This is a genomic window from Methylocella silvestris, from assembly GCF_002891535.1.
Lineage (GTDB): Bacteria > Pseudomonadota > Alphaproteobacteria > Rhizobiales > Beijerinckiaceae > Methylocapsa > Methylocapsa silvestris_A.
In genome coordinates, this window is sequence record NZ_PDZR01000001.1 from 300,672 (window position 1) to 324,796 (window position 24,125).

Consider the following 24,125-nt stretch of genomic DNA (forward strand, 5'->3'; position numbering starts at 1 on the left):
CTCGCGGGAGAGGAAGCGGAGGGATAGGCAAAGGGATAGGTATGAATCAAGCCCCCTGCAAGCAGCGCCTGATTCCTTGCTCTGTCGCGGCCTACCGCTCCTCGGCTGGCGCGCCGGCCGAGGGGACGCCGCGGGTGCGCGCCTCCCGCCGCGCTTCGGTTTCGACCGCAGCTGAAATCAAATCGAACCGCGCCGCCAGCGGGCCGATTTCGACCTTGGCCATATTCTGCATCACCAGCGGCAGATTGGCGCCGGGATCGCCCGCGGCCGTGAAAAGCAGCAGATCGTCGTCGGGGCTGGAGACGACGCCCTCGATCGCCCGCAGCGCATATTGGCGGATGCGCGCGGTCTCGTCGACGCAGGTCGGCGCGGCAAGGAGCGGCGAGAGGCTCGGCATTTCGAGCGAGGCCAGTTTGAAGGGCTGCTGCAGCGCGCCGCTTCGCTCGCCCATGCCGACAGCGATTTCGGGGGCTTCGATCATCCGCATCTTTCGGTCGGCGATGATTGACCTCCGGATTTTTGGCGTCGGCGCGCTGGGCCCGGCGCCTTTGGCGGTTTTCTTCAGCGCCGATCCTGGCCGATGCGCGGCGAGCCAGCGCGCGCGCAGCGTATTGCCGATCCCGCGCGGCGCCAGCGCGCCAAGCTGCAACCCGCCGCCACGGCCGCGCGACAGCGCTCCACCGCCGCATTGCGCCGGCGCCCAGCGCGACAGGATCGCCTGCGCCGAGCGCAAATTATAGACAAGATAGTAGCGCCGCAGCAGCATCGCCGCGACGACGGCGCCTTCGGCCGCGGAGGCGAAAGCGACATGACCGTCGGCGTCGGCGGCGATCTCGCCGGCCCATCCCGCCTTCTTGATGCACCAGTAATTATTGAGTTTTACACATCGCGGGGACGGCGCGTCCGTGGCGACGAGCTTGGCCAGCTGGGCGGCGGGCGCGTCAAGATTCCGCGCCGCCTCGAAGCGCCAGTTCGATACGGCGCGCGGAGCCGGCTGAAACGTCGCGGCGGGGAAGGGGGCCTGTAGCGGTCCCTCCGCTATCGCTCCGATGAATTCCGAGCTGTGGCTTAGCGCGCCGTCGGGAGAGGCGTTGGGGGAAAGTGCGAGCGCGATTAAACTCAGCATTTCGAGAAGCATGGGCGTTCCCGGGGCAGGCGGCCGCGCGCTTGCTGCGGGCAAGCGGATTTTGCAGCTTATGCGCCGCCCTGCAACTCGTTCGACGTCAAAGTGAGAAAGATATCGAGCCGGCCCGCATCCTGGCTCGCCTGCCTCCAGTCGTTAGCGTCGAAATCGATGATTGCGAGGGAGGGCGCCGGAAACTGGGCGCGAAGCCGGGCAAGCGCTGCCCGCTCGCCTTCTCGCGACAACAAAACCGCCGCCTCAGCCAAACCCGGATTATGGCCGATAAAGAGAAGGCGCTCGATATTGGCCGGCGTTTCCTGCAAGAGCGCGAAAATTGTCCCCATGCTCGCGTTATAAAGCGAGGGCGCGACGATGCGGGGGATTTCGCATGAGGCGCCGAACTGAAGCTCCTCGAATGTTTCGAGCGTGCGCCGGGCCGGAGAAACCAGCGCAAGCCCGGGCACAAGTTGCGCTTTACGCAAATAGGCGCCGATGCGCGAGGCTGCGGCGCGGCCCCCCGCCGTCAGGCGCCGGTTGATATCGCCCCCTCCCGCGGCGGGCGCAGCTTCGGCGTGGCGAAGAAGAAGAAGCCGAAGCATGGACAAGGCAACTTTGCAGCGACGAGACGCGAAGTTATGACACGGAAAAAAACAGGCGTCTCGGTCCGCGACGACGCAGCCTCCCTCATCGGCGGCCAGGATATTGGCGACCGTGTTGACATTTTTCGCGCGCGAAGCTCAGCCGGGTCTTTACGGTTTCGTCAGCCGCTCAACGTTGGAGGCGACTTTTTCGCCGACCTCGCGCGTCTTCTCGGTGGCGACGTTCATGGACTGGGTCAAGGCTTCGCTATAGGTCCTGGTCATTTCCAGCGGAAATGCGGCCATGAGTTCGATAAACCGGCGCGAGTGCTGCGTAAAATTTTCAAAGGCCTCGCGCAGAAATTGAGACTGGATCGAGAGAACTTCAGCCGGGCCCTTGGCGTGGCGCAGCTTTTCGACCGTCTCAGTCGTGTGCTCGATCGACTGACGCGATATCTCCGCGCATTCAGCGGCGAAAGCCTGCAAATTCCTGGTGGCGATAGACGCCGCCGCATTGCTGACCTGCGCCGCTTGATCGGCCGTCTTTTGGTCGGTGTCTGACATGTCGACTCCTCCATGAGTTCGGAGTTAACTGCCAGCCTCGCGGTCGGGTTTTGACCTGCCGCAAAAAAAAAGTCCGAAAGGAGCGTCAAGCGGCGTTTTGAGCGCCACGCAGCCCGTTGGCGATCGCAGTTAAGGCCGCGTCGACGCCTGCGCCATTCGGTCCGCCCGCCTGCGCCATATCGCGCCGGCCGCCGCCGCCCTTGCCGCCGAGCTCCGCAGCGGCAAGGCGGACCAGGGCGACGGAATCGAAGCGCTCGACGAGGTCCGCAGTCACGCCGACGACGACGCCCGCCTTGCCGTCGCTGTCGACGCCGGCGATGGCGACGACGCCCGAACCAACGGTCTGTTTGGCTTCATCGGCGAGCGATTTAAGATCCTTTAGATCGACGCCCGAAACCGAACGGCCGAAAAATTTGACGCCGCCGATCTCCTGCGCCTCGGCCGCGGCCTTTTCACCGCCGCCCATCGCCAGTTTTTTGCGCGCCTCGGCCAGCTCGCGATCGAGCTTGCGCCGCTCCTCGAGGAGCGCGGTCAATCGTTTTTCGGCGTCGTCCTCGGAGGATTTGAGCAGGGCGGCGATGTGCTCAAGCTTGTCGGCGCGCGCGTTGAGATGGCGCCGCGCCGCGGCCGCTGTCTTCGCCTCGATGCGCCGCACGCCGGCGGCGACGGCCGATTCCGACGTAATGGTGATGAGGCCGATGTCGCCCGTGCGCGCGACGTGGGTGCCGCCGCAAAGTTCAACGGAGAAAGCCCTGTTGGCGCCGCTTTCGCCGCCATCCTCGCGGTCCTGCGCATAGCCCATCGTCACAACGCGGACCTCGTCGCCATATTTCTCGCCGAACAAAGCGCGCGCGCCGGAGGCGATCGCCTCGTCGACGGCCAGCAGCCGGGTGACGACGGGCGCATTGTCGGTGACCGCACGATTGGCGATGTCTTCGACACGGACGAGTTCTTCCGGCGAAATCGGCTTCAGATGGGTGAAGTCGAAGCGCAGACGATCGTCGGCGACGAGCGAGCCCTTTTGCGCGACGTGATCGCCGAGCACGAGCCGCAGCGATTCATGCAGGAGGTGGGTCGCCGAGTGATTGGCCCGGATCGCCGAGCGGCGCGCGTGATCGACCGACAGTTCGAGCGCGAGGCCGGGCGCGATCTCGCCTTCCTCGACGATTCCTTCATGCGCGAACAGATCGCCAAGCCTCTTTTTCGTATCAGTGACGCGGAAACGGACCCCGGCAGCGGCCATCACGCCAGTGTCGCCGACCTGTCCGCCCGATTCGCCATAGAATGGCGTCTGATTGAGGATCACGGCTCCGCTCTCGCCCGCGCGGAGAATTTCAACCGGCCTGCCGTCCTTGACGAGCGCGGCGACGATTCCTTCCGCCCGTTCGGCTTCATAGCCAAGGAAATCGGTTGCGCCGGCCTCGTCCTTGATCGCAAACCAGAGCTTGTCGGTCGCAGCCTCGCCGGAGCCGGCCCAGGCCCTTCGCGCGTCGGCGCGCTGCCGCTCCATCGCGCTATTGAAGCCGTCGACGTCGACGGCGAGCGAGCGCGCCCGCAGCGCATCCTGCGTCAGATCGAGCGGAAAGCCATAGGTGTCATAGAGCTTGAACGCCACCTGGCCGGGCAGGGGGGCGCCTTCCGGCAGGTCGCGTACAGCCTCGTCGAGGATCGACAGGCCGCGCGCCAGCGTGTCGATAAAGCGGGCCTCTTCGAGCCGCAATGTCTCGACGATCAGCGGCTCGGCGCGGATCAGCTCGGGATAGGCCTGCCCCATCTCGCGCGAGAGCACGGGGACGAGCCGCCACATCAAAGGCTCGCGCGCGCCAAGCAGCTGCGCGTGGCGCATGGCGCGGCGCATGATGCGGCGCAGCACATAGCCGCGGCCCTCGTTGGCGGGCGTTACTCCATCGGCGATGAGGAAGGCGCAGGCGCGCAGATGATCGGCGATGACGCGATGGCTCGCCTTTTGCGGCCCATCAGGATCGACGCCGGTCGCGGCGGCGACCGCGATGATCAGGGCGCGCATGAGGTCGATGTCATAGTTGGATGTGACGCCCTGCAGCAAAGCGGCAATGCGCTCGAGTCCCATGCCGGTGTCGATCGATGGACGCGGCAGATCGATCCTTTCGCCTGGTCCCAGCTGCTCAAACTGCATGAAGACGAGGTTCCAGAATTCGAGGAAGCGGTCGCCATCCTCGTCGGGACTGCCGGGCGGCCCGCCCTTCAGCTTCTCGCCCTGGTCGTAGAAGATTTCCGAGCAGGGGCCGCAGGGACCGGTATCGCCCATCGCCCAGAAATTATCGGAAGTCGCGATGCGGATGATCTTCGAATCGGTAAGGCCGGCGATCTTCTTCCATAAAGCAAAGGCTTCGTCGTCGGTGTGATAGACGGTGACAAGCAGGCGATCCGTCGCCAGACCGAACTCCTGCGTGATCAGCTTCCAGGCCAGCTCGATCGCGAGCGGCTTGAAATAATCGCCGAAGGAGAAATTGCCGAGCATCTCGAAAAACGTGTGGTGCCTGGCAGTATATCCGACATTGTCGAGATCATTGTGCTTGCCGCCGGCGCGGACGCATTTCTGCGCGGTCGCCGCGCGGGTATAGGGGCGCTTCTCAAGTCCTGTGAAAACGTTCTTGAACTGGACCATCCCGGCGTTGGTGAACATCAGGGTGGGGTCATTGCGCGGCACGAGCGGCGAAGACGCCACGATCTCATGGCCGTTCTTCTTGAAGTAATCGAGGAAACCCGCCCGTATCTCGTTAACGCCGTTCATTTGCTATTCCGTTTGCAAGGCCGCTGCTTTGCGCTGCGCCTTTTCATGGGTCAAAGCAAAATGCGTGGGGCGAAGTCAAAACGCAAGCGCGCAAGGGCGCGAGCGCGCGCCTTGCCCGCGCGCCGAGCGGCCAGCGTCAGCGCCGCGGCCCGCCGTCATTCTGCGCCGGGGCCCGATTGCGGGCCTAGCGCAGTCCGGCGGGGCAGGCGCCCTTAGTCTTCGCCTTCATCCTCGCCGACGTCGAGGATCTTGTCGGCGATCATCCCCGCATTCTCGCGGATCGCCAGTTCAATCTTGTCGGCGATCTCGGGATGCGCCTTCAAAAAGGCCTTGGAATTCTCGCGGCCCTGACCCAGCCGCTGGCTGTCGTAGGAGAACCACGCGCCCGATTTCTCGACGACGCCCGCCTTGACGCCAAGATCGATCAATTCGCCGATTTTCGAGATGCCTTCGCCGTACATAATGTCAAATTCGACCTGCTTGAAGGGCGGCGCGACCTTGTTCTTGACGACCTTGACCCGCGTCTGGTTGCCGATCACTTCCTCATGGTCCTTGATCGAGCCGATGCGGCGGATGTCGAGTCGCACCGAGGCGTAGAATTTCAGCGCGTTGCCGCCCGTGGTCGTCTCCGGACTGCCGTACATCACGCCGATCTTCATGCGGATCTGATTGATGAAGATCACCATGGTGTTCGAGCGCGAGATCGAGGCGGTGAGCTTGCGCAGCGCCTGGCTCATCAGGCGCGCCTGCAGGCCCGGCTGGCTGTCGCCCATCTCGCCCTCGATCTCGGCGCGGGGGGTCAGAGCGGCGACGGAATCGATCACCAGAACGTCGACGGCGCCTGAGCGCACCAGCGTGTCGGTGATCTCGAGAGCCTGTTCGCCGGTGTCGGGCTGCGAGACGAGGAGATCTTCGAGATTGACGCCAAGTTTGCGCGCGTAAATCGTGTCGAGCGCATGTTCGGCGTCGATGAAGGCGCAGACGCCGCCCTTTTTCTGGGCTTCGGCGATGACATGCAAGGTCAATGTCGTCTTGCCGGAGGATTCCGGACCATAGATCTCAACGACGCGTCCGCGCGGCAGGCCGCCGACGCCGAGCGCGACGTCAAGTCCGAGCGAGCCGGTCGGCACGGTCTCGATCTCGACGACTTTCTGATTCTTGCCGAGCCGCATGATCGAGCCTTTGCCGAAGGCGCGTTCGATCTGCGACAGGGCGGCGTCGAGGGCCTTGGTCTTGTCCACGGATGTTCCTTCAACAAGGCGAAGTTTGGCTTGGCTCATTGGATAATCCTTCTGACACAGGCTTGGCGAAATGTGCAATGCAATCGGCTTGGCGATCCGCGTTGCTGCTAAATGTATCCGGTTTGTTCTCACCCGCAAGTTCTTTTTATGTTCTATTCTCGACGCGCAAACGTCGGTCAAAACGCGCCGCGTGCGCCGCCGCAGAGGGACCTGCAACCGGCGCGGGCGAGGCAGGGCGCGCAGGACGGGAAAAACGAGGAAATTCGCGCGAATCGGAGGCGCTCAGCCGACGCCGAAAATAATCGCGCATGGTTAATCAGCGCCCCGGACCGAAGCAATTGGCCCGCGCCGGGGTAATTGCGGGCACGGCTCTTGCTGCGGCGAAGGGAGCGCGCCCGTCTTCCCCGGCGGCGGCGCAAGGCATGTCGGAGACGCGACACTCGATGCGGCAGGAAGCGGACAATCTCGTCCGGATGGACGATCTTGTCGATTTCGGCGAGATCCTTCCCGAGGTCAATACGATGCTGCAACGCGGCGTCGCGCTCTACCGTCGCGACAAGGCGGCGGCCGATCTCGCCTTCCGCGCCGCGCTTGAGCTGCGCCCTGACGCTCTGCCGACCTATCTCTGCCTTTATAAGATCCACACTTATCAGGGCAATCTCGACGAATCGCTGGCGATCGCGCAGGCGGGCCTTGCCGAGGCGGCGCGCCAGGCCGGGATCGATCCGGATTGGCGGGCGTGGCGGCGCGGCGATATTTCAAGCAACGTCAACGGTCCAGGCCATTTCGCGCTCTATACCTTGAAAGCGCTGGCCTTCATCCATTTGCGCCGCAACGAAAAGGCGCTGGCGCAGCTGTGTCTCGACAAGATCGCCGAGCTTGGCGCGATGGAGACGGTCGGCGGCAGCGTCATCGCCGCCCTCGCCGCGGGCGTGGATTAAACGGACAAGCATTCTTTCGCAACGCAGCCCTGCGATCGGGCCGAGGCGTCTGCGACAGAAGTGATCGTGAAGTGAAAGGACTGTGAGGCGAAGATGCAAGCGACATTCATCAGAGAAACCTCCGACGGCCGCAAGATCGAGGTGATCGGCCCCTATATCTGCGTCGACCGCGACCCCGTCGCCGACCAGATCGTCGAGGTCGGCTCACATCCCAACAAGGAGGCGATCCTGCGCGCGCTGCCGAACGCCGCTTTCATGGCTGGGCCCATCGTGCTGACCGTCGAGGAGGCTTCTCTCGTGCGCGGCGCTTTCGCCATGGCGACAGAGGCCGAAACCGACAAGGCGGCGATCGAAAAGCGCTTTCGCGACGCCTATAATTCGCGCGCCCGGGCGGCGGGCATCGAGTAACCCGCCGGGCACGCCTGGCTTAAAGACCGGCGCGCGGCGGCGCGGTTCAGCTCGCCGCCGCCGTTCCCTTCACCGCCTCGATCAGCTGCTTGAGCGAGAACGGTTTTGGCAGAAAGGCGAAATCCTCCCCTTCCGGCAGGTTTTTCGAGAAGGCTTCCTCGGCATAGCCGGAGACGAAGATCACCTTCGCCTTGACGCCGCGCTTGCGCAATTCGCCGAACATCGTCGGCCCGTCCATCTCCGGCATGACCACATCGGAGACGACGAGGTCGATCTTGCCCGGATTGCGGTCGACAACCTCGAGCGCCTCGACCCCGGAGCCGGCCTGCAGCACGCTATAGCCGCGCGAGGCGAGCGCCCGCGCCGCAAAGGCGCGCACCGCCTCCTCATCCTCGACCAGCAGGATAACGCCGCGTCCGGTGAGGTCCGCCGCCGGCTTCGCCCGCTCGGGCGGGACGGTGGTCTCGACCGCCTCGGGAATGTGGCGGGGCAGCAGCACGGTGAAGGTCGCGCCCTTTCCGGGCGGGCTCGAGCAGAACACGAAGCCGCCGGTCTGCTTGACGATGCCATAGACCATGGCGAGGCCAAGGCCGGTTCCCTTGCCGACTTCCTTGGTGGTGAAGAAGGGCTCGAAGATCTTGTCCCTCACCTCGGGCGGGACGCCATGGCCGCAGTCTTCGACCTCGATCGCGACATATTCGGCGGCAGGCAGCGATTTCTCCTCGAAGCCGTCGCATTCATGCGGCGCGACATTGCGGGTCTTCAGGAGAATTTCGCCGCCGTCCGGCATGGCGTCGCGGGCGTTGACGATGAGATTGACGATCACCTGTTCGAACTGGTTGAGATCGGCTCTGATCAGCCAGAGATCGCGTCCGTGGCGCAATTCGAGATGGATCTTTTCGCCGACGAGACGTCGCATCAGCATCTGCAATTCCGACAGGACGTCGCCGAGCTGCAGCACCTGCGGCCGCAGCGTCTGGCGGCGGGAAAAAGCGAGCAGCTGACGCACCAGCCCGGCGGCGCGGATAGCGTTCTGCTTGATCTGCATAATGTCGCGGAACGAGGGGTCGGTCGGGCGATGATTGGCGAGCAGGAGATCGGAAAAGCCGATGATCGCCGTCAGAACATTATTGAAATCATGGGCGACGCCGCCGGCGAGCTGGCCGATCGCCTGCATTTTCTGCGACTGGGCGAAATTGGTCTGCAGGGCGCGCTGTTCGGTGGTGTCGAGCGCGAAAATCGTCGCGCCCGAGCCATCTTCCTCCTGCGAAGCTGAAATGAACAGGCGGGCCGAGCGGTCGCCTTCGCCGGGGAGCGCCACATCGACAGGCGCGATCGGGCTCCGCGCCTTGCCGGCGGCGGCGAGCGCCAATTCCAGCGCGGTTCGATCCCGCGCGGCGACGCCGGCGTAGATCGAACCGCTCGCCGAGCTGTCCGAGGGCTTTGCTGCTTCGGGCATGACCCGCGCAAAGGCGGCGTTCGACCGAAGGATGCGCCCCTGCCCGTCGAGCAGCGCGATGGCGATCGGGGTGGCCTCGAAAAGTCGCGGAAACCGCGTCTCGGCGAGGCGCGCATCCTCCGACCGCTCCGCGATGCTGGCGCGATCCACCGCCAAACCGTAAGAGGGGCCGGCCGCCCCGTCGGCATCGAAGGCGACGCGACGGATCAGGCGGACCGGCAGAGTTTGGCCGTTGCGCCGTTTGAGCTCGAGATCGAAAATCTGGGTTTTTACCGCGCCCGGCGTCGCGTCAAGCACGGCGATCCGTGCGGCGCCGTCGTCGGAAAGGAAAACGCCGAGCTTCAGGCCGCCGGAGCCGGCCTCCGCAAGATCACAATCAAGCCAGGAGGCCAGCGTCGCATTGAGATAGTCGATCGTCCCGTCGCTGCGGCAGGAGAAAAAACCGGCAGGCGCGTTGTCGAGACAATCGATTGCGCGCCGAAGCTCCTGGAAGGTCGTCTCCTGCTGCTCGCGTTCGCGCGTGATGTCTGCGACGGTCCAGAGGGTCGCGCGCTGCGCGCCGGACAGCTCTAGCGGGCGCGCCTCGATCCGGCGCCACCCCGCGCCGGGGGAGAGGCAAAGGCGGGTCTCCTCCACGTGGGCGCGGCCTTCGCGCGCGGCCTGCGCGAGCCTGTAGACAGCCTCGGACGCCTCCGGCGATCCGCCTCCGGCGAGCCGCTCGACCGGACGCAGTTCTTCGAGGCTGGAGGCGGCGCAAAATGCCCTGTAGGCGCGGTTGGCGTAAAGGATCGCGCCATTCGCGTCGGTCGCGATCAGCCCGTCCGGATTGGCGTCGCAGACGAACCTTGTCAGATCGCCGCCGCGGGAGCCCCGCTCCGCGACCCTGAGCAGACCGGCTGACAGGGCGAATGTGGCGAAGACGCCGATCCCCGCGAAGAGCGCAAGGGCGGCGGTCGCGATCATGACGGCGGTCTGCGGCGGCGCGAGCAGGACCAGCGCGGCCGCGCCGGCGATGAGGATCATCGGGGCAAAGATCAGCGCCAGGCTTCCGGCGCGGCTCGTCTTGCCGAAGGCGCCTCGCTGATCGATCATCATGCTTAATCCTCGCGCGGCGCGCCGCGCGCGTGCGACCTTGACGTTCGGGCCGACTCGCTCCGGCGCTTGCGATTGCGCGCCGATTTTCTCAATAAACGGATCGCGCGCAATTGTCATTCAACGGCGCCGGGCGCGAAATCGCCGTCCAGCGCGCCCGCATTGCGCGCAAACTTCGGGGCCGGTAAACAAAATAGTTGAATATGCTGCTTTTCTGACGCGCGGCGACACTCCGCCTTGATCGCCGAGAGCGCATTTTCTATTGTGCGCGCCATCTTTTGTTGCTCGCCCGCGATCGAACGAATCACGATCCGCATTGGCGCAGATCCCTCCCAAGCGAGCCGAGCCGATGCAGGGCCTCATCGACAAGATCTTCGAAAACAAGCCGCTCACCTTCATAGCGGCAGTGGTCGCCCTGCTTTTGGCCGGCGCGCTGGTTCTGTTCGCGGTTCGGCTCGCCTTCGGCCGGAGGGTCAAGGCGCCGGGCGGCGGGCGGACGCGATTGCCGCGACTGGGCGTCGTCGACGCCTTTGACATCGACCGTCAGCGCCAGCTCGTCATCATCAGACGCGACAATGTCGAGCATCTCTTGATGATCGGCGGCCCGAATGACCTTGTCATCGAATCGGAGATCATCCGCGCCGAGGCGCGCGAGCGGCATCGCGAGAAGGAGCCCCGCGAAAAGGACTTGCGCGAAAAAGAACCTGCGCTGACGTCGGTCGCGGCTCCATTCGGACCGGGCGCCGCGGCGGCTCCGGCCTTGCCGCCGGAGAGCGAAGCCGTCGCGACCCGGGCGCCAAATCCGCCGCCGGCGTGGAAGGCTCCGATTCCGCCAATCGCCGCGCTCGCCGCCGCGACAGTCGGCGGCGAGCTTCCGGCCGCAGCAGCGAATGAAGCCGGCGTGCCGGAGGGCAATCCGGGCTTCACGCCCACAGGCCCGGCGCGGGGGGCGGCTTTTTCGCCGACGCGCCGCCCGGCGCCGGCCGCAGCCATTGCGCCGAGACCGCCGCGCGAACCGCTGCTTCGCGCCGATCCGGCCCTGCGCCCAGAGAGCGCGTCGGCAGGCGCCTTCCAGCGCGCCTCGCTGGCGACGCCATTCCTGCGCCCGCCGCCGCCGCGCCAGCTCGCCGAGACGCTTGCGCGGCAGATCAATCCGCCCGCTGGCCCGCCGGCGCAGACGCCGCCAGCCGAGCCGCCGGTTTCCGAGCAAACGACCCCTGTCGGCGCAATCGAGGGCGCGCAGCCCGCCACGCTGCCCCGGTCGGCCGACGCGGATACGTCGCAAACTGCGCCGGGCGCCGACCAACCGCCTGAAGCGGCCGCGCCTTCGCAGGGGGCCGAGCGGGAGCTGGCGCCGGACGTCGTCGAAGCGGGCGCCAAACAGCCGGCGCCACTCACGCCGGCGGCGCCTTTGCGGGCGAGCGAGCCGTTCGACTTCGTCGCGGCTGTCGCCGCAGCCCTGGAGCAGCCGGAGGAGGCGCCGCTGCTTGCGCCGCCCCGACATGAGGATCTGGCGGAAACGCCTCTTGCCGAAGCCAGGGATTCAACGCGGCGGCCAGAGACCGATGCTCCGCTGGACATCGAGGCGCCGCCCACCGAAAAGCACGCCAATGTTGGGAAAAGCTTCGCTTCGGCCCCGGCGCATGATTCGCTGGAGGAAGAACTGGCCAAGCTGCTGGGGCGTGGGCCGGGCGGCGTCTGAAGCGTCGCAGGCGCCGATATTCCCGCATAGATTTTCTGATTTTGCAGCTTTTGCAGGCCCGCTTGAGGGGGCAACGCTAAGGCGTCGGAGATCCCTTACCCGTCGCGATAGACGCGCTCGCGCTTCTCGTGACGCTCCTGCGCCTCGACCGAGAGGGTCGCGATCGGCCTGGCATCGAGACGCTTCAGGCTGATCGGCTCGCCGGTTTCCTCGCAATAGCCATAAGTGCCGTCATCCAGCCGTCCCAACGCCGATTCGATCTTGGCGATGAGCTTGCGCTGGCGGTCGCGCGCGCGAAGCTCGATCGCGCGATCCGTCTCCGAAGACGCGCGGTCGGCGACGTCGGGGTGATTCTCGTTTTCAGTTTGCAGCGCGACCAGGGTTTCGCGGCTCTCGCGCAGAATGTCTTCTTTCCAGGCGAGCAATTTGCGGCGGAAATAATCGCGTTGACGTTCATTCATGAACGTCTCTGATTCGGAAGGCGTATAGCCGTCATCGATCATATCGGCAGCCACCGGAAAGCCTCCGTCGTGATGAATGGCTGCCTTATACATATCGCAGTGCGCTTGTTCAATCTAAGTCGCGCCGCCGCCTTGAGTTATTCCCCTGTCGCGCCCGTCTCGGCCGCCGGCGAACGGCCGGCGATCAAGGACGAAATTCTGAAGCGCGCGGCTTTCACGCCCGAGATCGCGACGATATTGGACGAATCACTCCAAAATCACGAAACGCGATCGACTCCATATATTTACATCATGATGCCGTCCGAAAACGCCGCAACTTCTCGGCGTCATGCTTTTGGCGCGGTCATCGCCTTGCGCAAGTTCTCGTCGACCTTGTCGAGGAAGCCGGTGGTCGAAAGCCATCTTTGGTCGGCGCCGACGAGCAGGGCGAGATCCTTGGTCATGAAACCCGATTCGACGGTCCTGACGCAGACCTTCTCGAGCGTCTGCGCGAAAGTCGCGAGTTCCGGATTGTCGTCAAGCTTGGCGCGATGCGACAGGGCGCGCGTCCAGGCGAAGATCGAGGCGATTGAATTGGTCGAGGTCTCTTTTCCCTTTTGATGCTCGCGGTAGTGACGCGTCACCGTCCCGTGAGCGGCCTCGGCCTCGACCGTCCGGCCGTCGGGGCTGAGCAGCACGGAGGTCATGAGGCCGAGCGAGCCAAAGCCCTGCGCCACCGTATCGGACTGGACGTCGCCGTCGTAGTTTTTGCAGGCCCAGACATAGCCGCCGGACCATTTCAGCGCGGAGGCGACCATGTCGTCGATCAGACGATGCTGGTAGATGATGCCCGCGGCGTCGAATTTTTCCTTGAATTCCGTCTCGAACACCTCCTGGAACAGGTCCTTGAAGCGCCCGTCATAGGCTTTGAGGATGGTGTTCTTGGTCGACAGAAAGACCGGATATTTGGCGTCGAGGCCATAGTTTAGCGAGGCGCGCGCGAAATCGCGGATGGAATCGTCAAGATTATACATCGACAGCGAGACGCCCGCGCCGGGATAATTGTAGACTTCCTTTTCGATGACCGTTCCGTCGTCGCCTTCGAATTTGATCGTCAGCCTGCCTTTGCCGGGCACCCTGAAATCGGTCGCGGCATATTGATCGCCGAAGGCGTGGCGGCCGATGACGATCGGCTGCGTCCAGCCCGGCACCAGGCGCGGAACGTTTTTGCAGATGATCGGCGCGCGGAAAATGACGCCGCCGAGAATATTGCGGATCGTGCCGTTCGGCGACTTCCACATCTGCTTTAAGTTGAATTCCTTCACGCGCGCTTCGTCGGGCGTGATCGTCGCGCATTTGACGCCGACGCCGTGCTTCTTGATGGCGTTCGCCGCGTCCACGGTCACACGATCGCCGGTGGCGTCTCTATTTTCGACAGAAAGGTCGTAATATTCGAGGTCGAGGTCGAGATAGGCGAGAACGAGTTTTTCGCGAATATATTGCCAGATGATCCGGGTCATCTCATCGCCATCAAGTTCGACGACGGGATTTGTGACCTTGATCTTGCTCATTAGTTCGACCTTTTCATCTGGAGTTTATGAAAAAATGCGCTCGCCTGCCGGCGTCGAAGATCGACGGAGCGGAGCTCGCGAGGGGAGGGGGGAAAGCCTGTTCATTTCGGCGGTTCGCCGCGAAGGGACCGCGCGAAATCGCGATCGACGTCGGCTGAGAGGGACTCGAGAACGGCCTGATTCTGTGGCGAGGCGGCTTTATAGGCGGCCATGATCGCCGCCTTGCCCTGCGGACCGTCTGCAAGAATCTGACGCAGATCGCTCTTCATGAATTGCTGCAAGTCCTTGTCGAGCCCTGCGCGAGTCGCGAGCGCCCGGTCGAGGCGCACCCGCGCCAGCGTCGGATCGTTCGGGGCGGTGAAGTAGGACATGAAAAGAGGCGTCGCCGGATTTGCGTCGCCGCTTTTTCCGGCGGCGGCCGGCAACTCGGCTAGCAAAAGCCACGCCGCGCCATTGACGGGCGAAAGCGAGGTCGCCGAGAGCGCGTTTGAGCGGGCCCGGGCGATGCGCGCCGCATTGGCCGGATCTTCCGCGCCCGCCTTGTCGAGGTAGGCAAGATCGGCGTCGGCGAAAGCGGCCTGCGCATAGAGATCGCCTCTGACGAGCCCGAGCCACGCGGCCCATTGCGCGCTGGTCCGGTGCGCCGCGGCCGCGCCCGCGCTTTGCCGGTCGGAGGGCAGGGCGATCGCCGGCGGAGCGATGAGCGCGGCAAGCAGCATCCAGACGGCGCCGAGGGCGAGGAGGCCGGCGAAGGCGATAAGACCGATGCGCAGCGTCAAAGGTTCTTCAAGGGCGGCGGGGCGGGGTTCTCGCTCGAACATGAAGTTCGGTCGAGGCGGTTCGAGGCTCATCGCTCACTCCCCCATGATCTTGCGCCGTAAAGCTTCACCTTGGATTGAATAGACTGTGGCGCAAAAAAATCTAGATGAAACTGATCTGATCGCCTTCCAGCCTGACGCAGGAGAGCCGGCCCGTGGCATAGGCTCCCGTATCGACATTGATTCGGTTGCGGCGAACCTCCGGCTCCATCACCGGCGTGTGGCCGTGGACGATGACTTTTTCGAAGGACTCTTCGCAGGAGAGGAATTCTTCCCGGATCCAGAGCAGGTCCTCCTCGCTCTGGCGCGCGAGCGGCGCGCCCGGACGGATTCCCGCATGGGCGAAAAAATAGTCGCCGCAGGCGAAAGAAGCGGGCAAAGAGCTGAAAAAATGCGAATGGCTTTTTGGCAGAACTCTCGCGAACTCCCGCGCAAGCTCCTCCTCCTCTTCGGCGGTCGGAGAAAAGCTCGGCGCAAGGCCATAGGACAAAAGCGTCGAGAGGCCGCCATATTGTCCCCAGGATCTGAGGATCGGCGGATTGCGCAGAAACTCGAGAACATAGATCTCGTGATTGCCCTTGAGGCAGACGACGCTCTGGTGTCTCGCGCGCTCGATAAGTTTGGTCACGACCTCAGCCGAATTCGATCCGCGATCAATATAATCGCCAAGGAAAATCTGCAGGGGATGGGCGATCGGATGACGCGCCAGATCCGCGTCGATTCGCAAAAAAACCTGATCGAGCAGGTCGGCGCGGCCATGAATATCGCCAATCGCGTATATTCGGACGCCGGCGGGAAGAGTCGGCGTCGCCGGGGCGGCTCCGAATAGACGCGGTTTCCACATTCGTGTGAGTTTTGCCTGCGCTCGATAAATCCTGGCCGGTTTCCGCCGTCAAGGCGCCGCAGCGCCGCGCAACCCGGCCGCGTGCCTCAGTGTTAGAGCATTTTCAACCCGAGAGATAGTCAGAACGGGTCGTCCTTCGCGAGTTTGGCGAACGCCCGCACCGCCTCGCCAAGCCATTTTTGACTATCCTCCACCGACACTTCAAGGACGTCGGCGTCACCGTGGGAAAGCTCGCCGGCATCAGCACGCCCGGTTTCCGCGCGCCAAAGGCGAAGATCCGCCTCGGCCGCATCCAGCGTCGTTTCGGCGTCATGCATTGCGCCAAGCGACGACTGGATCGTCTCAAGGCGCTTCAACAGCGCGCCGACGCTCTTCTTGTCAGCGACCTCCGGGCAGTCGACGAAGAACTCCGTCATATAGCGCAGCTTCTTGGCGTCGATCCGGACCTTGTGGCGGGCCTCGGGGTCGAGGCTTTCGAGGATTTCTCCCTGTTTCAGGAGCATCTTGCGCCGCTTGGCGAGCCGCTTGCGAATGAATTTTGCCGTTTCGGCGCGCTCGGCTTTATGCGCCCGCCAGCCGCCGCTTCCCAGCCATTCGCAGAAATCGATCAAAAAGATCCGCCAGGGTCTTGCTTCGATCGCCGCGATCAGGGCAGCGCGCAGGGCCATGCGTTTGGACTGGCGCCAGGCGGCGAATTCGCGCGCCTCGGCTGTCAGCTCGTCGCCGGCGGCCCCGGCTTCCTGCATGACATCGCGATCGCGCGCATCGCCGAACAATCGCGCCATTCGCTTCAATTCGTTGTCCGCCGCAGCGAAATACTCGTCGTCCGCGATGGGCCGGAACAGAGCGAGCGCCGCCCTGAGGCGCCGCAGCGCCACGCGACCTTGATGGATCGCCTCGACCGGACTGGCGGGCTCCGGCCGCACCGTAAGGAGACGCGCATTCAACATGAAGTCGTGAAGGCAGACATTGCAGATGGCTTCGAATGCAGCCCCAGCCGTCATCGCGTCGCCCAGGCGCGGCTGCGATCCCTTGGCCGGACGCATCGACGCTCCGGCCGCCAGACGATAGCCGCGTTCTGCCTTGCTGATCAGGCTGATCGACAAGGGCGCCTGCGCCGCCAGCCGGCGCGCCAGGGTGTAGAGGGCGCTCTTGTCGCCGCTTTTCAGTTCGAGCTCGACCTCGAAAATGGGCTCGGCGGCGGTCGGTCCGGGGACCATGATCTCACCGGCGTCGAGGACGGCCTCGATCTGCGCGTTCGCTTCGCCCAGCGATAGAAAGGCGCGTTTGACCGAGATGTGAAACGCCTGGCGCAGATCGGGCCGCACCGCCTCGGCCAGATCTGCAAGGGGCGTCTCACGGATCATCGCAAAGTCGATGCAGGCGGCGCTGTCGCGCTGTCGGCGCGTCGGCGCCTGACCGTCGATGGGGCGCTCCCACTCGCCGCGCTGGGATACCGATCCGGTCTCCTGCTTGACCGTTTGCAGCAGCTGCTTGCCGGCCCGCCGGACCCGCAGAGTGAATCCGCCCTCGCGCAGCGCTTCATCGGCGGTGTCGAAATACCAGGAGTCGAGCTTTTGCGCGCGGGCGCGGGTCATCGCCGCCTTGAGGGCTGCCAGCGCTTGGGCGCGGGCGACAGGATCGGCCGACACGGCGAGCTTCAGTTCGATCTCGGTCATGGCGAGACCTTAACATGGGGGGCGGCGAGGGGTCGACCGCCCGGGGGTGCGGCGCTTGCGCGCCACGCCAGCGCGGACAAAAAAAACGGTCACAAAATCAATGTTTTCGCCGGCCGATCAGGTGTATCCAAAGAATAAGCGGCTGAGCCGCCGGATATCGCTGCTTGTGCGGAGGATAGGGCTCGTTTAGGTTCACGAATATTCGCGAAATTTTGCTATGATGAGTGATGAATTTCGTAACTCAATAAAGAGCAGCCTCGTCAACTGGAACGGCCTCCCTATTCGATCTGCGAACTGTGAATCTGATAATATAAATAGCGAAAAAACATGAACCCCGCTCACTAAAGGCTTGGATCATCATATTATCTGGAAGTAGCCGCTGTGATTCTCGAGAGTGACGCGTGGAAAAGAAAATTATAGTCGAAATCCTTCTTGAGGCGAGATCGTTGCTCCAGCGTAGCGGCTGGAATCAGTTTTGTATCGCTCGCGACGAAACAGGCAATGTGGTGGACGCAAATAGCGGTTCTGCGTGCCGCTATTGTTTGTCCGGGGCGCTCTGCAAGGCGTGGCGCATGCTCGACGCCGCCCGTGAGGAATATTATTTTCAATATTTTGAAAGAAGATTTTCGGCTGTCCTGCGCAAGCAGTATGGCTATGACCGCACTTTGACGCAGTGGAACGACCATGTCGCCACCTCCTGCGAAGAGGTGCTGACCCTGATCGATCTCGTCATAATAGACGTCGCCGGCGAGGATGCAGCGGCGATCCCGAGTTTCCTTCAGCGTCGGCCAAAATCGAAAGAAATCTCGGCCTGAAACCGGCGCGTTCAGTCAAATCGCCTTACGAGCCAATCCAGCGTGTCGTCGGAAATCATCAATTCGGCGAGATGGGCGTGCGTGTTGCGCACATAGTCGGCGTTTGCGCCCGACAGGCCGACCCCCTGCTGCGTGAGCCGCAGGAGTTCGTCCCTTTGCAGCCGCCCCGCATATTGGAGGTGGCCACGATCCGCGACATAGCAGATCACGGAAACCGCGCGGCCGTCGGAAAGGCGCGCGGAAAGAGAAACCTCAAGATAGACGGCGGTCACCTGCTCGCGCGCGCGGAGATAGGCGAGCGTTTGCGCAGCGTCAGCCGCGCCGACGCGGAAGGCGACGCCCTTGCATGAGCCGCCGCGATCGAGGCCGAGCACCAGCCCCGGAACCGCGGCGGTGCCGCGATGAACATGAGAATAGACGCAAAGCGAGCGATGGTAGCCGCGTACGACGGCGGCCTGCCTTTCGAGGAAGGCGAAGCCGGGCCGCCACATTAGCGATCCGTAGCCGAAGACCCACAGATCCTGTGCGGCGCTCATCGTCGATTTGCTCCTGGCGAACCCGCGCTATAAACGATGAGGCCCGGCGCGGAAAGATGGGAAGCGAATAATGCTGATGACAGGATCGCCGCTCCGGCGCTCCGGCGCCTCGCGGATCTTCGGCGTCGCTCTGGCGCTTGCCGTGGCCGCGGTTGGAGCCGCCTGGTTCTACTTCTGGAGCCTCGCCGCCAGCCAGACGGAGGCGGTGCTGACGTCATGGATCGCGCAGGAGGCGCAGGTCGGACGCCAATGGAGCTGTCCCCAGCGCCGCATCGGCGGCTTTCCATTTTCCGTGGAAGTGAGCTGCCCGGCGCTCGGCTTTGAGGGAGCGATCCTTGACCGCAGCTTTTCGGGATCGGTCGGGAGTTTTCGCGCCGCCTCCGGCGTGTTCGACCCGCAGCGGGTTGAAATTCGAATTGAGCCGCCGTTCACTGCGCGCACGCATGAGGGCGATCATTTTTCTCTGCAATGGCGACATCTGCAGCTTCAGATCGAGGGCGGCTCCGAGCAGGCGCCGCGGCTGACGCTCGATGGCGCTGGACTGGCGCTGACGGGGTCGACCGCGGCCGGAGCCCCCATCGAGGCGGCGGCGGAAACCGCGCAGGCGACGCTGGCGCCGACGCCGGGCGCGGAGGCGGCGCAGGAGGTCTCCATCACCCTCAAAGGGGTGACCGCGCCGCCGTTGAGCAATGCGTTCGCCTTGCGGGCGCCGCTTGACGCGACCGTCTCGGCGGTGGTCGTCGGGGCCGGTCTTGCCGGGTCGGGGGACCTTTTCGATCGCGTCGAGCGCTGGCGCGTCGAGGGCGGCAGGATCGACGTCAAATCGGCCCGCCTCGTCAGCGGGACGGCGGAGCTCAAGGCGACAGGTAGCCTTTACATCGACGAAGGGCGGCGCCCGCGCGGGGAACTCGACGCGTCCTTGCGCGGGCTCGACCCGGTGCTGCGCCGGTTTGGCGTCAACCCCGGGCTGATCGCCGCCGGCTCGCTGCTGACGAGCCTCCTGAAAGGGCCGCCCGCCAAGGAGGAGGCGCCGCAGGCGATCCATTTGCCCCTGCGCGTCGCTGATGGCTATGTGTCGATCGGGCCGATCCGTACGTCGTTGCGTCTGCCCGCGCTTTATTGACTGCGCGACAACAGCCGCATGGGGTCTCCGGCGGACCCACAAAGGCGGCTCCGTCGAAGATCTAAATCCCTCGCTCTGCGGAGGTCAGGTTCACGAAAGCAAAAAAGATGATCCTTTTCATCGGATCATCTTTTGCAAATCATTGGCTTCTTTGTGCCAAGAGGATCGTGGCGGCTGCGGACCCGTTCAATAGGCTCGGTTGCGCAGCACTTCAAAGCAGGTGCGCAACAAGATGTTGATGTCGAGCGCGATCGACCAATGGTTGACGTACCAGAGGTCGAGCTTGACGCGTTCGATCATCTGTTCCAGCTGGCCGGTTTCGCCGCGCAAGCCATTGCATTGCGCCCAGCCGGTGATCCCCGGCTTGACGTGATGGCGGAACGCATATTTTGCGATCAGCACCTTATATTCGTTGTCATGCGCAAGGGCGTGCGGGCGCGGGCCCACGAGCGACATATCGCCCTTCAGCACATTGAACAGCTGCGGCAGCTCATCCATGCTTGACTGCCGAAGAAACTGACCGACTCGCGTGACGCGGCGGTCGTTGCGCCTCGCCTGCACGATCTTGTCGCCGTCTTCCTGCACTGTCATCGAGCGGAATTTATAGATCTGAAACTGTCTGGCGTTGAAGCCGTTGCGGCGTTGCTTGAAAATGACGGGCCCTTTGCTGTCGAGCTTGATCAGAATGGCGATCATGACGAACAGCGGCGACAAGAGGACGATGCCGATCGAGGAGCAGACGATGTCGAGCGTGCGCTTGATCCCCTGCTCGACGCGGGTCAACGGCGCCCGCTGGATCTCGAGGGTCAGGCCGGGCCCGCTGGTCGACAGCAGGCGGCGTCCGAGAACCGAACGGATCGTATAGTCGGGCAGAAGCTCCACGGGCAGCGGGGACGCGCGCAATCTTTCACGCACTGTTTCGAGCAGCGCGGCGTTGTTCCAGCGCAGGGCCACCACGAATTGATCGGCGTGACATTCGCGGGCTTCGTGCAAGGCGCGGTCGAGATCGACCAGAACGTCTTCCGCCGATGCGCCGCTTCCGCTCGCCAATGAGACGCGGGCGACTTCATTGAGGCCGAAATAGCGGAACAGGACAGCCGTGGAAAGCCGCAGCAGTTCGGAAGGCTCGCCAAGGGTGACGACCCGGCGGCCAGCAAGCCCGCCCCTCGCCATCAGCGACCGCGACGTTTTCTCGGCGAGCCAGCGCGCGACGAGAAGCAGCGAAATCTGCATAACGGCGGCTGCCGTTATGGCTCCGCGCGGCAGCACGGTCTCGCCGCGCAAGAAGACAAGAAAGATCGCCACAAACAACACCACGACCGCCCAGGTCATGAAGATGCGGCCCAAATATCGCGATGGCGCAAGAAGCACGGGCAGGCGGTAAAGGCCACGCGAACTCGCGACATAGGTGTAGAGCAATGCCTGAGACAGTCCGACGCCAAGACTTATTTCAATACGGGCGCTCTCCCCCGCCCAAATATACTCATAGAAAAGGACGCCTAATACGCTGGAAACGGTAATCAAGAATATATCAACGCAACCCGCAATCACCTCAATGTTCTTATAAGATACATAAAGTCTTGCCGGCGACGTGGCTACCACGTCCCCGTCAATCTCGGATTCAGCAATCTGGCTCAAGCGATTAAAGTACATTCCCAGACTCGCAATGTTCCGCTGGATTCTGTTAGCATTAGGCTACGGTAACCCCGAAAAATCAACCTAAAAGCCAGCCTTGGAGTGGTCATTCTGCCCGCTATGTGCGCGACAGCACGTCGTATTCACGAAAATATCACTCCATCAAGCGCGTTTGAACTATTTACGAATGCGAGTATTCATCGTTCCTTCATTGAAGAACGTTAGCGGCCGCTGCAGTCCTTTCATTGTACATCTTAGGGTAGCAAGCGCGCCATCTTGGCAACGGCGCAGTTGCAGGATTCGTCCGCCGCGAAGCAATATTCATGCTGCGCTGCGAAGACGCCTGAGATCAGGCGGCGTTGCTTCGTCAGCGAGTCGCTCCAGCGCCGTCTCGAGACTCAAACTCGTCGTGTCTGAGGCGCCGAGCCGCCGGATCGATACAGTGCGCTCGAGCCCTTCCCGTTTTCCGACGACGATCAGCACCGGCGTTTTGGCGAGGGAATGCTCTCTGATCTTGTAGGAGATCTTCTCGTTGCGGAGATCCGCCTCGACGCGCAGGCCGCATTTGCGCGCCGCCGCCGCCACTTCCAGGGCGTAGTCGTCGGCGTCCTGAGTGATCGTCGCGACGATTGCCTGCACAGGCGCCAGCCACAAAGGCAGATTGCCGGAAAAATGCTCGATCAGAATGCCGGTAAAGCGTTCGAGCGATCCGAAGATCGCGCGATGGACCATGACGGGCGTCTTCTTGTCGCTGTCGGCGTCGATGTAGAAGGCTCCGAAGCGGCCGGGCATATTGAAATCGACCTGCGTCGTGCCGCATTGCCATTCGCGGCCGATCGCGTCGCGCAGCGTATATTCCAGTTTTGGACCGTAAAACGCGCCCTCGCCGGGATTGACCCCGGTCTTCGCCCCGCCCGCAGCGAGCATGTCGACGACGCGGCCGAGTGCGGCCTCGGCCTTATCCCAGGCCTCTTCCGAGCCGACGCGTTTTTCGGGCCGGGTCGAAAGTTTGATGATGACGTCGTCGAAGCCGAAATCCTGATAAATGGACAAGATCAGCTCATTGACCTTGAGGCTCTCCGCCATGATCTGATCTTCGGTGCAGAAGATATGCGCGTCGTCCTGCGTGAAGGCGCGCACCCGCATCACCCCATGCAGGGCTCCCGATGGCTCGTACCGATGCACGACGCCGAACTCGCCGATCTTCAGCGGCAGGTCGCGATAGGATTTGAGGCCATTCTTGAAGATCTGCACATGGCCCGGACAGTTCATCGGCTTCAGCGCGAAGATCCGCTCGTCCTCGGTCTTGGTCAGGAACATGTGTTCGCGAAAGGTCTGCCAGTGGCCGGAAGTTTCCCACAGGGCGCGATCGAGCACCTGCGGGGTATTCACCTCGACATAGCCGTCAGCCTCCATTCGCCGCCGCATATAGGCGATCAGCGTCTGGAACAGGGTCCAGCCCTTGGGGTGCCAGAAGATCGCGCCGGGTCCTTCTTCCTGAAAATGGAACAGATCCATTTCCCGCCCGAGCCGCCGGTGGTCGCGTTTTTCAGCTTCCTCGATCTGCCTTAGATAGGCGGCGAGCTCCTCGCGCGTAGCGAAGGCGGTCGCGTAGATGCGTTGCAGCATGGGACGGTTCGAATCGCCGCGCCAATAGGCGCCGGCGACCTTCATCAACTTAAATGCGTCGCCGATCTTGCCGGTCGAGGTCATGTGCGGGCCGCGGCAGAGGTCAAGCCAATCGCCTTGCCGGTAGATCTTCAGGTCCTCGTCGCCTGGAATGGAGTCGACGAGTTCAACCTTGAACGCCTCGCCGCGCGTCTCGAAGAAGGACCGCGCCTGATCGCGACTCCAAACCTCTTTTGTGAAGGGCCTGTCGCGAGCAACGATTTCCGCCATTTTTTTCTCGATGGCGGCAAAATCGTCCGGCGTGAAGGGCTCATCGCGAAAGAAATCGTAGTAAAACCCGTTCTCGATGACGGGACCGATCGTCACCTGCGTTCCCGGATAGAGCGTCTGCACGGCTTCGGCGAGAACATGCGCGGCGTCGTGGCGGATGAGTTCAAGCGCGCGCTTGTCCTCGCGGCCGATGAACTCCAGGCGTGCGCCCTGGGGGACCGGATCGGCGAGGTCGGCAAGGGCGCCGTCGACGATCATGGCGATGGAGCGTTTGGCGAGCGAGGGGGAAATGGTTTTGGCGATGTCAAACCCGCTTGCGCCGGCGGGAAATTGACGCGTGGCGCCATCGGGAAAAGTGACGTCGATCATATCGTGAACTCCTCGGCTCAGTCGCCGAAACCAATCGGCGTAAGCGAATGCGCAGTTTTAAAAAGGCGGGCGTCGGCGCGTGTCCTTCGCCGTTCGCCTTTTGGTCGAGTGGGAGCGACCGCAGAGCGAACCCTTCCGGGCGGGCGCCCTCGTCCGGCGCTGGACATAGTCTGTTTGCCGGCGCGGCTCAAGCCCTGCGCGGGGCGGCGTCCAGCTGCTGTCGCTTTTTCACCACAGCTTCGCCATAATCAGCAGAGCGTCGCCTGGAAACGTCGCGACGTGATGACAAGCGGGCAGGATTATGCCACATTTTCGCCCTGAGTTAGCGGGAGGCGGCGGAGCGTTTTGCTTGACGCCTATGGCGAAGTATATTTGCTTACAGCCCGGCTAAACTAAACTTAATATACGTTAAGCGCCGGCAATATTATGGCTAGAATGTTAAATTCCCGTAATAACAATGCATGTGTGCGCTGCCGCACACCGCAATCCGCAGTCGGGTATTAAACCATTCTACA

20 protein-coding genes are annotated in these 24,125 nt (G+C 63.3%); 5 read left to right on the forward strand and 15 right to left on the reverse strand.

Translation table 11 applies throughout. The features are described from left to right. Positions 1-91 precede the first annotated feature (91 nt). The 5 genes from CR492_RS01365 to recA all read right to left on the reverse strand — a co-directional run bounded on the left by CR492_RS01365 (position 92) and on the right by recA (position 6,318). The gene (locus CR492_RS01365; protein ID WP_146030132.1) at positions 92-1,126 is read right to left on the reverse strand and encodes a hypothetical protein; all 1,035 of its coding nucleotides are present in this window, start codon (positions 1,124-1,126) and stop codon (positions 92-94) included. Between the two features lie 68 nt (positions 1,127-1,194). Next, entirely contained in the window at positions 1,195-1,722 is a 528-nt protein-coding gene (locus CR492_RS01370) for a SixA phosphatase family protein (RefSeq protein WP_102841905.1), read from the reverse strand. Between the two features lie 150 nt (positions 1,723-1,872). Continuing rightward, entirely contained in the window at positions 1,873-2,265 is a 393-nt protein-coding gene (locus tag CR492_RS01375) for a phasin family protein (RefSeq protein WP_102841906.1), read from the reverse strand. An 85-nt stretch (positions 2,266-2,350) separates the two neighbouring features. Further along, entirely contained in the window at positions 2,351-5,038 is a 2,688-nt protein-coding gene (gene alaS, locus CR492_RS01380) for an alanine--tRNA ligase (protein WP_102841907.1), read from the reverse strand. A 212-nt stretch (positions 5,039-5,250) separates the two neighbouring features. Next, positions 5,251-6,318, reverse strand: coding sequence for a recombinase RecA (gene recA, locus CR492_RS01385; RefSeq protein ID WP_102841908.1), 1,068 nt, complete (start codon positions 6,316-6,318; stop codon positions 5,251-5,253). Between the two features lie 383 nt (positions 6,319-6,701). On the opposite strand from recA, the gene CR492_RS01390 reads away from it, so the two are divergent. Then, entirely contained in the window at positions 6,702-7,220 is a 519-nt protein-coding gene (locus tag CR492_RS01390; protein WP_245411922.1) for a hypothetical protein, read from the forward strand. 93 nt (positions 7,221-7,313) lie between these two features. Then, the gene (locus CR492_RS01395) at positions 7,314-7,628 is read left to right on the forward strand and encodes a hypothetical protein (RefSeq protein WP_102841910.1); all 315 of its coding nucleotides are present in this window, start codon (positions 7,314-7,316) and stop codon (positions 7,626-7,628) included. A gap of 46 nt (positions 7,629-7,674) precedes the next feature. Here the strand turns inward: CR492_RS01395 and cckA are convergent, their stop codons facing one another. After that, positions 7,675-10,182, reverse strand: coding sequence for a cell cycle histidine kinase CckA (gene cckA, locus CR492_RS01400; RefSeq protein WP_102842330.1), 2,508 nt, complete (start codon positions 10,180-10,182; stop codon positions 7,675-7,677). 113 nt (positions 10,183-10,295) lie between these two features. Next, positions 10,296-10,496: a hypothetical protein gene (locus tag CR492_RS01405; protein ID WP_102841911.1), complete on the reverse strand. Its 201-nt coding sequence runs from the start codon at positions 10,494-10,496 to the stop codon at positions 10,296-10,298. Here CR492_RS01405 and CR492_RS20950 point away from each other — a divergent pair. Continuing rightward, a complete protein-coding gene (locus tag CR492_RS20950) occupies positions 10,496-11,881 on the forward strand; it encodes a flagellar biosynthetic protein FliO (protein ID WP_245411923.1) in 1,386 nt (461 codons plus the stop codon). The genes CR492_RS01405 and CR492_RS20950 overlap by 1 nt on opposite strands. Positions 11,882-11,976: 95 nt before the next feature. On the opposite strand, the gene dksA is transcribed toward CR492_RS20950, so the two are convergent. From dksA to CR492_RS01435, 5 genes are all read right to left on the reverse strand, one after another. Next, positions 11,977-12,384 carry an RNA polymerase-binding protein DksA gene (gene dksA / locus CR492_RS01415; protein WP_432431191.1) on the reverse strand — a complete coding sequence of 136 codons (408 nt, stop codon included), beginning with the start codon at positions 12,382-12,384 and terminating at the stop codon, positions 11,977-11,979. Between the two features lie 284 nt (positions 12,385-12,668). Then, positions 12,669-13,892 carry an NADP-dependent isocitrate dehydrogenase gene (locus CR492_RS01420; protein ID WP_102841913.1) on the reverse strand — a complete coding sequence of 408 codons (1,224 nt, stop codon included), beginning with the start codon at positions 13,890-13,892 and terminating at the stop codon, positions 12,669-12,671. A gap of 101 nt (positions 13,893-13,993) precedes the next feature. Next, positions 13,994-14,743 carry a hypothetical protein gene (locus CR492_RS01425; protein WP_146030133.1) on the reverse strand — a complete coding sequence of 250 codons (750 nt, stop codon included), beginning with the start codon at positions 14,741-14,743 and terminating at the stop codon, positions 13,994-13,996. A gap of 70 nt (positions 14,744-14,813) precedes the next feature. Further along, on the reverse strand, positions 14,814-15,554 hold the full coding sequence (locus CR492_RS01430; RefSeq protein ID WP_102841915.1) for a metallophosphoesterase family protein: 741 nt from the start codon (positions 15,552-15,554) through the stop codon (positions 14,814-14,816). A gap of 119 nt (positions 15,555-15,673) precedes the next feature. Further along, the gene (locus CR492_RS01435) at positions 15,674-17,233 is read right to left on the reverse strand and encodes a CYTH and CHAD domain-containing protein (protein WP_102841916.1); all 1,560 of its coding nucleotides are present in this window, start codon (positions 17,231-17,233) and stop codon (positions 15,674-15,676) included. Between the two features lie 401 nt (positions 17,234-17,634). On the opposite strand from CR492_RS01435, the gene CR492_RS21460 reads away from it, so the two are divergent. Then, complete coding sequence (locus tag CR492_RS21460; protein ID WP_432431187.1) at positions 17,635-18,048, forward strand: DUF6197 family protein; 414 nt, start codon at positions 17,635-17,637, stop codon at positions 18,046-18,048. Between the two features lie 11 nt (positions 18,049-18,059). On the opposite strand, the gene CR492_RS01445 is transcribed toward CR492_RS21460, so the two are convergent. Beyond that, positions 18,060-18,584, reverse strand: a complete 525-nt coding sequence (locus tag CR492_RS01445; protein WP_102841918.1) for a gamma-glutamylcyclotransferase — start codon at positions 18,582-18,584, stop codon at positions 18,060-18,062. Positions 18,585-18,654: 70 nt separating this feature from the next. Here CR492_RS01445 and CR492_RS01450 point away from each other — a divergent pair, with 70 nt between their 5' ends. Next, positions 18,655-19,707: a DUF2125 domain-containing protein gene (locus CR492_RS01450; RefSeq protein ID WP_102841919.1), complete on the forward strand. Its 1,053-nt coding sequence runs from the start codon at positions 18,655-18,657 to the stop codon at positions 19,705-19,707. 186 nt (positions 19,708-19,893) lie between these two features. On the opposite strand, the gene CR492_RS01455 is transcribed toward CR492_RS01450, so the two are convergent. Both CR492_RS01455 and thrS read right to left on the reverse strand, forming a co-directional pair. Further along, positions 19,894-21,360 (reverse strand): undecaprenyl-phosphate glucose phosphotransferase, encoded by a 1,467-nt coding sequence (locus tag CR492_RS01455; RefSeq protein ID WP_102841920.1) that lies wholly within the window; start codon positions 21,358-21,360, stop codon positions 19,894-19,896. Between the two features lie 303 nt (positions 21,361-21,663). After that, a complete protein-coding gene (gene thrS, locus CR492_RS01460) occupies positions 21,664-23,610 on the reverse strand; it encodes a threonine--tRNA ligase (protein ID WP_102841921.1) in 1,947 nt (648 codons plus the stop codon). Between the last annotated feature and the right edge of the window lie 515 nt (positions 23,611-24,125).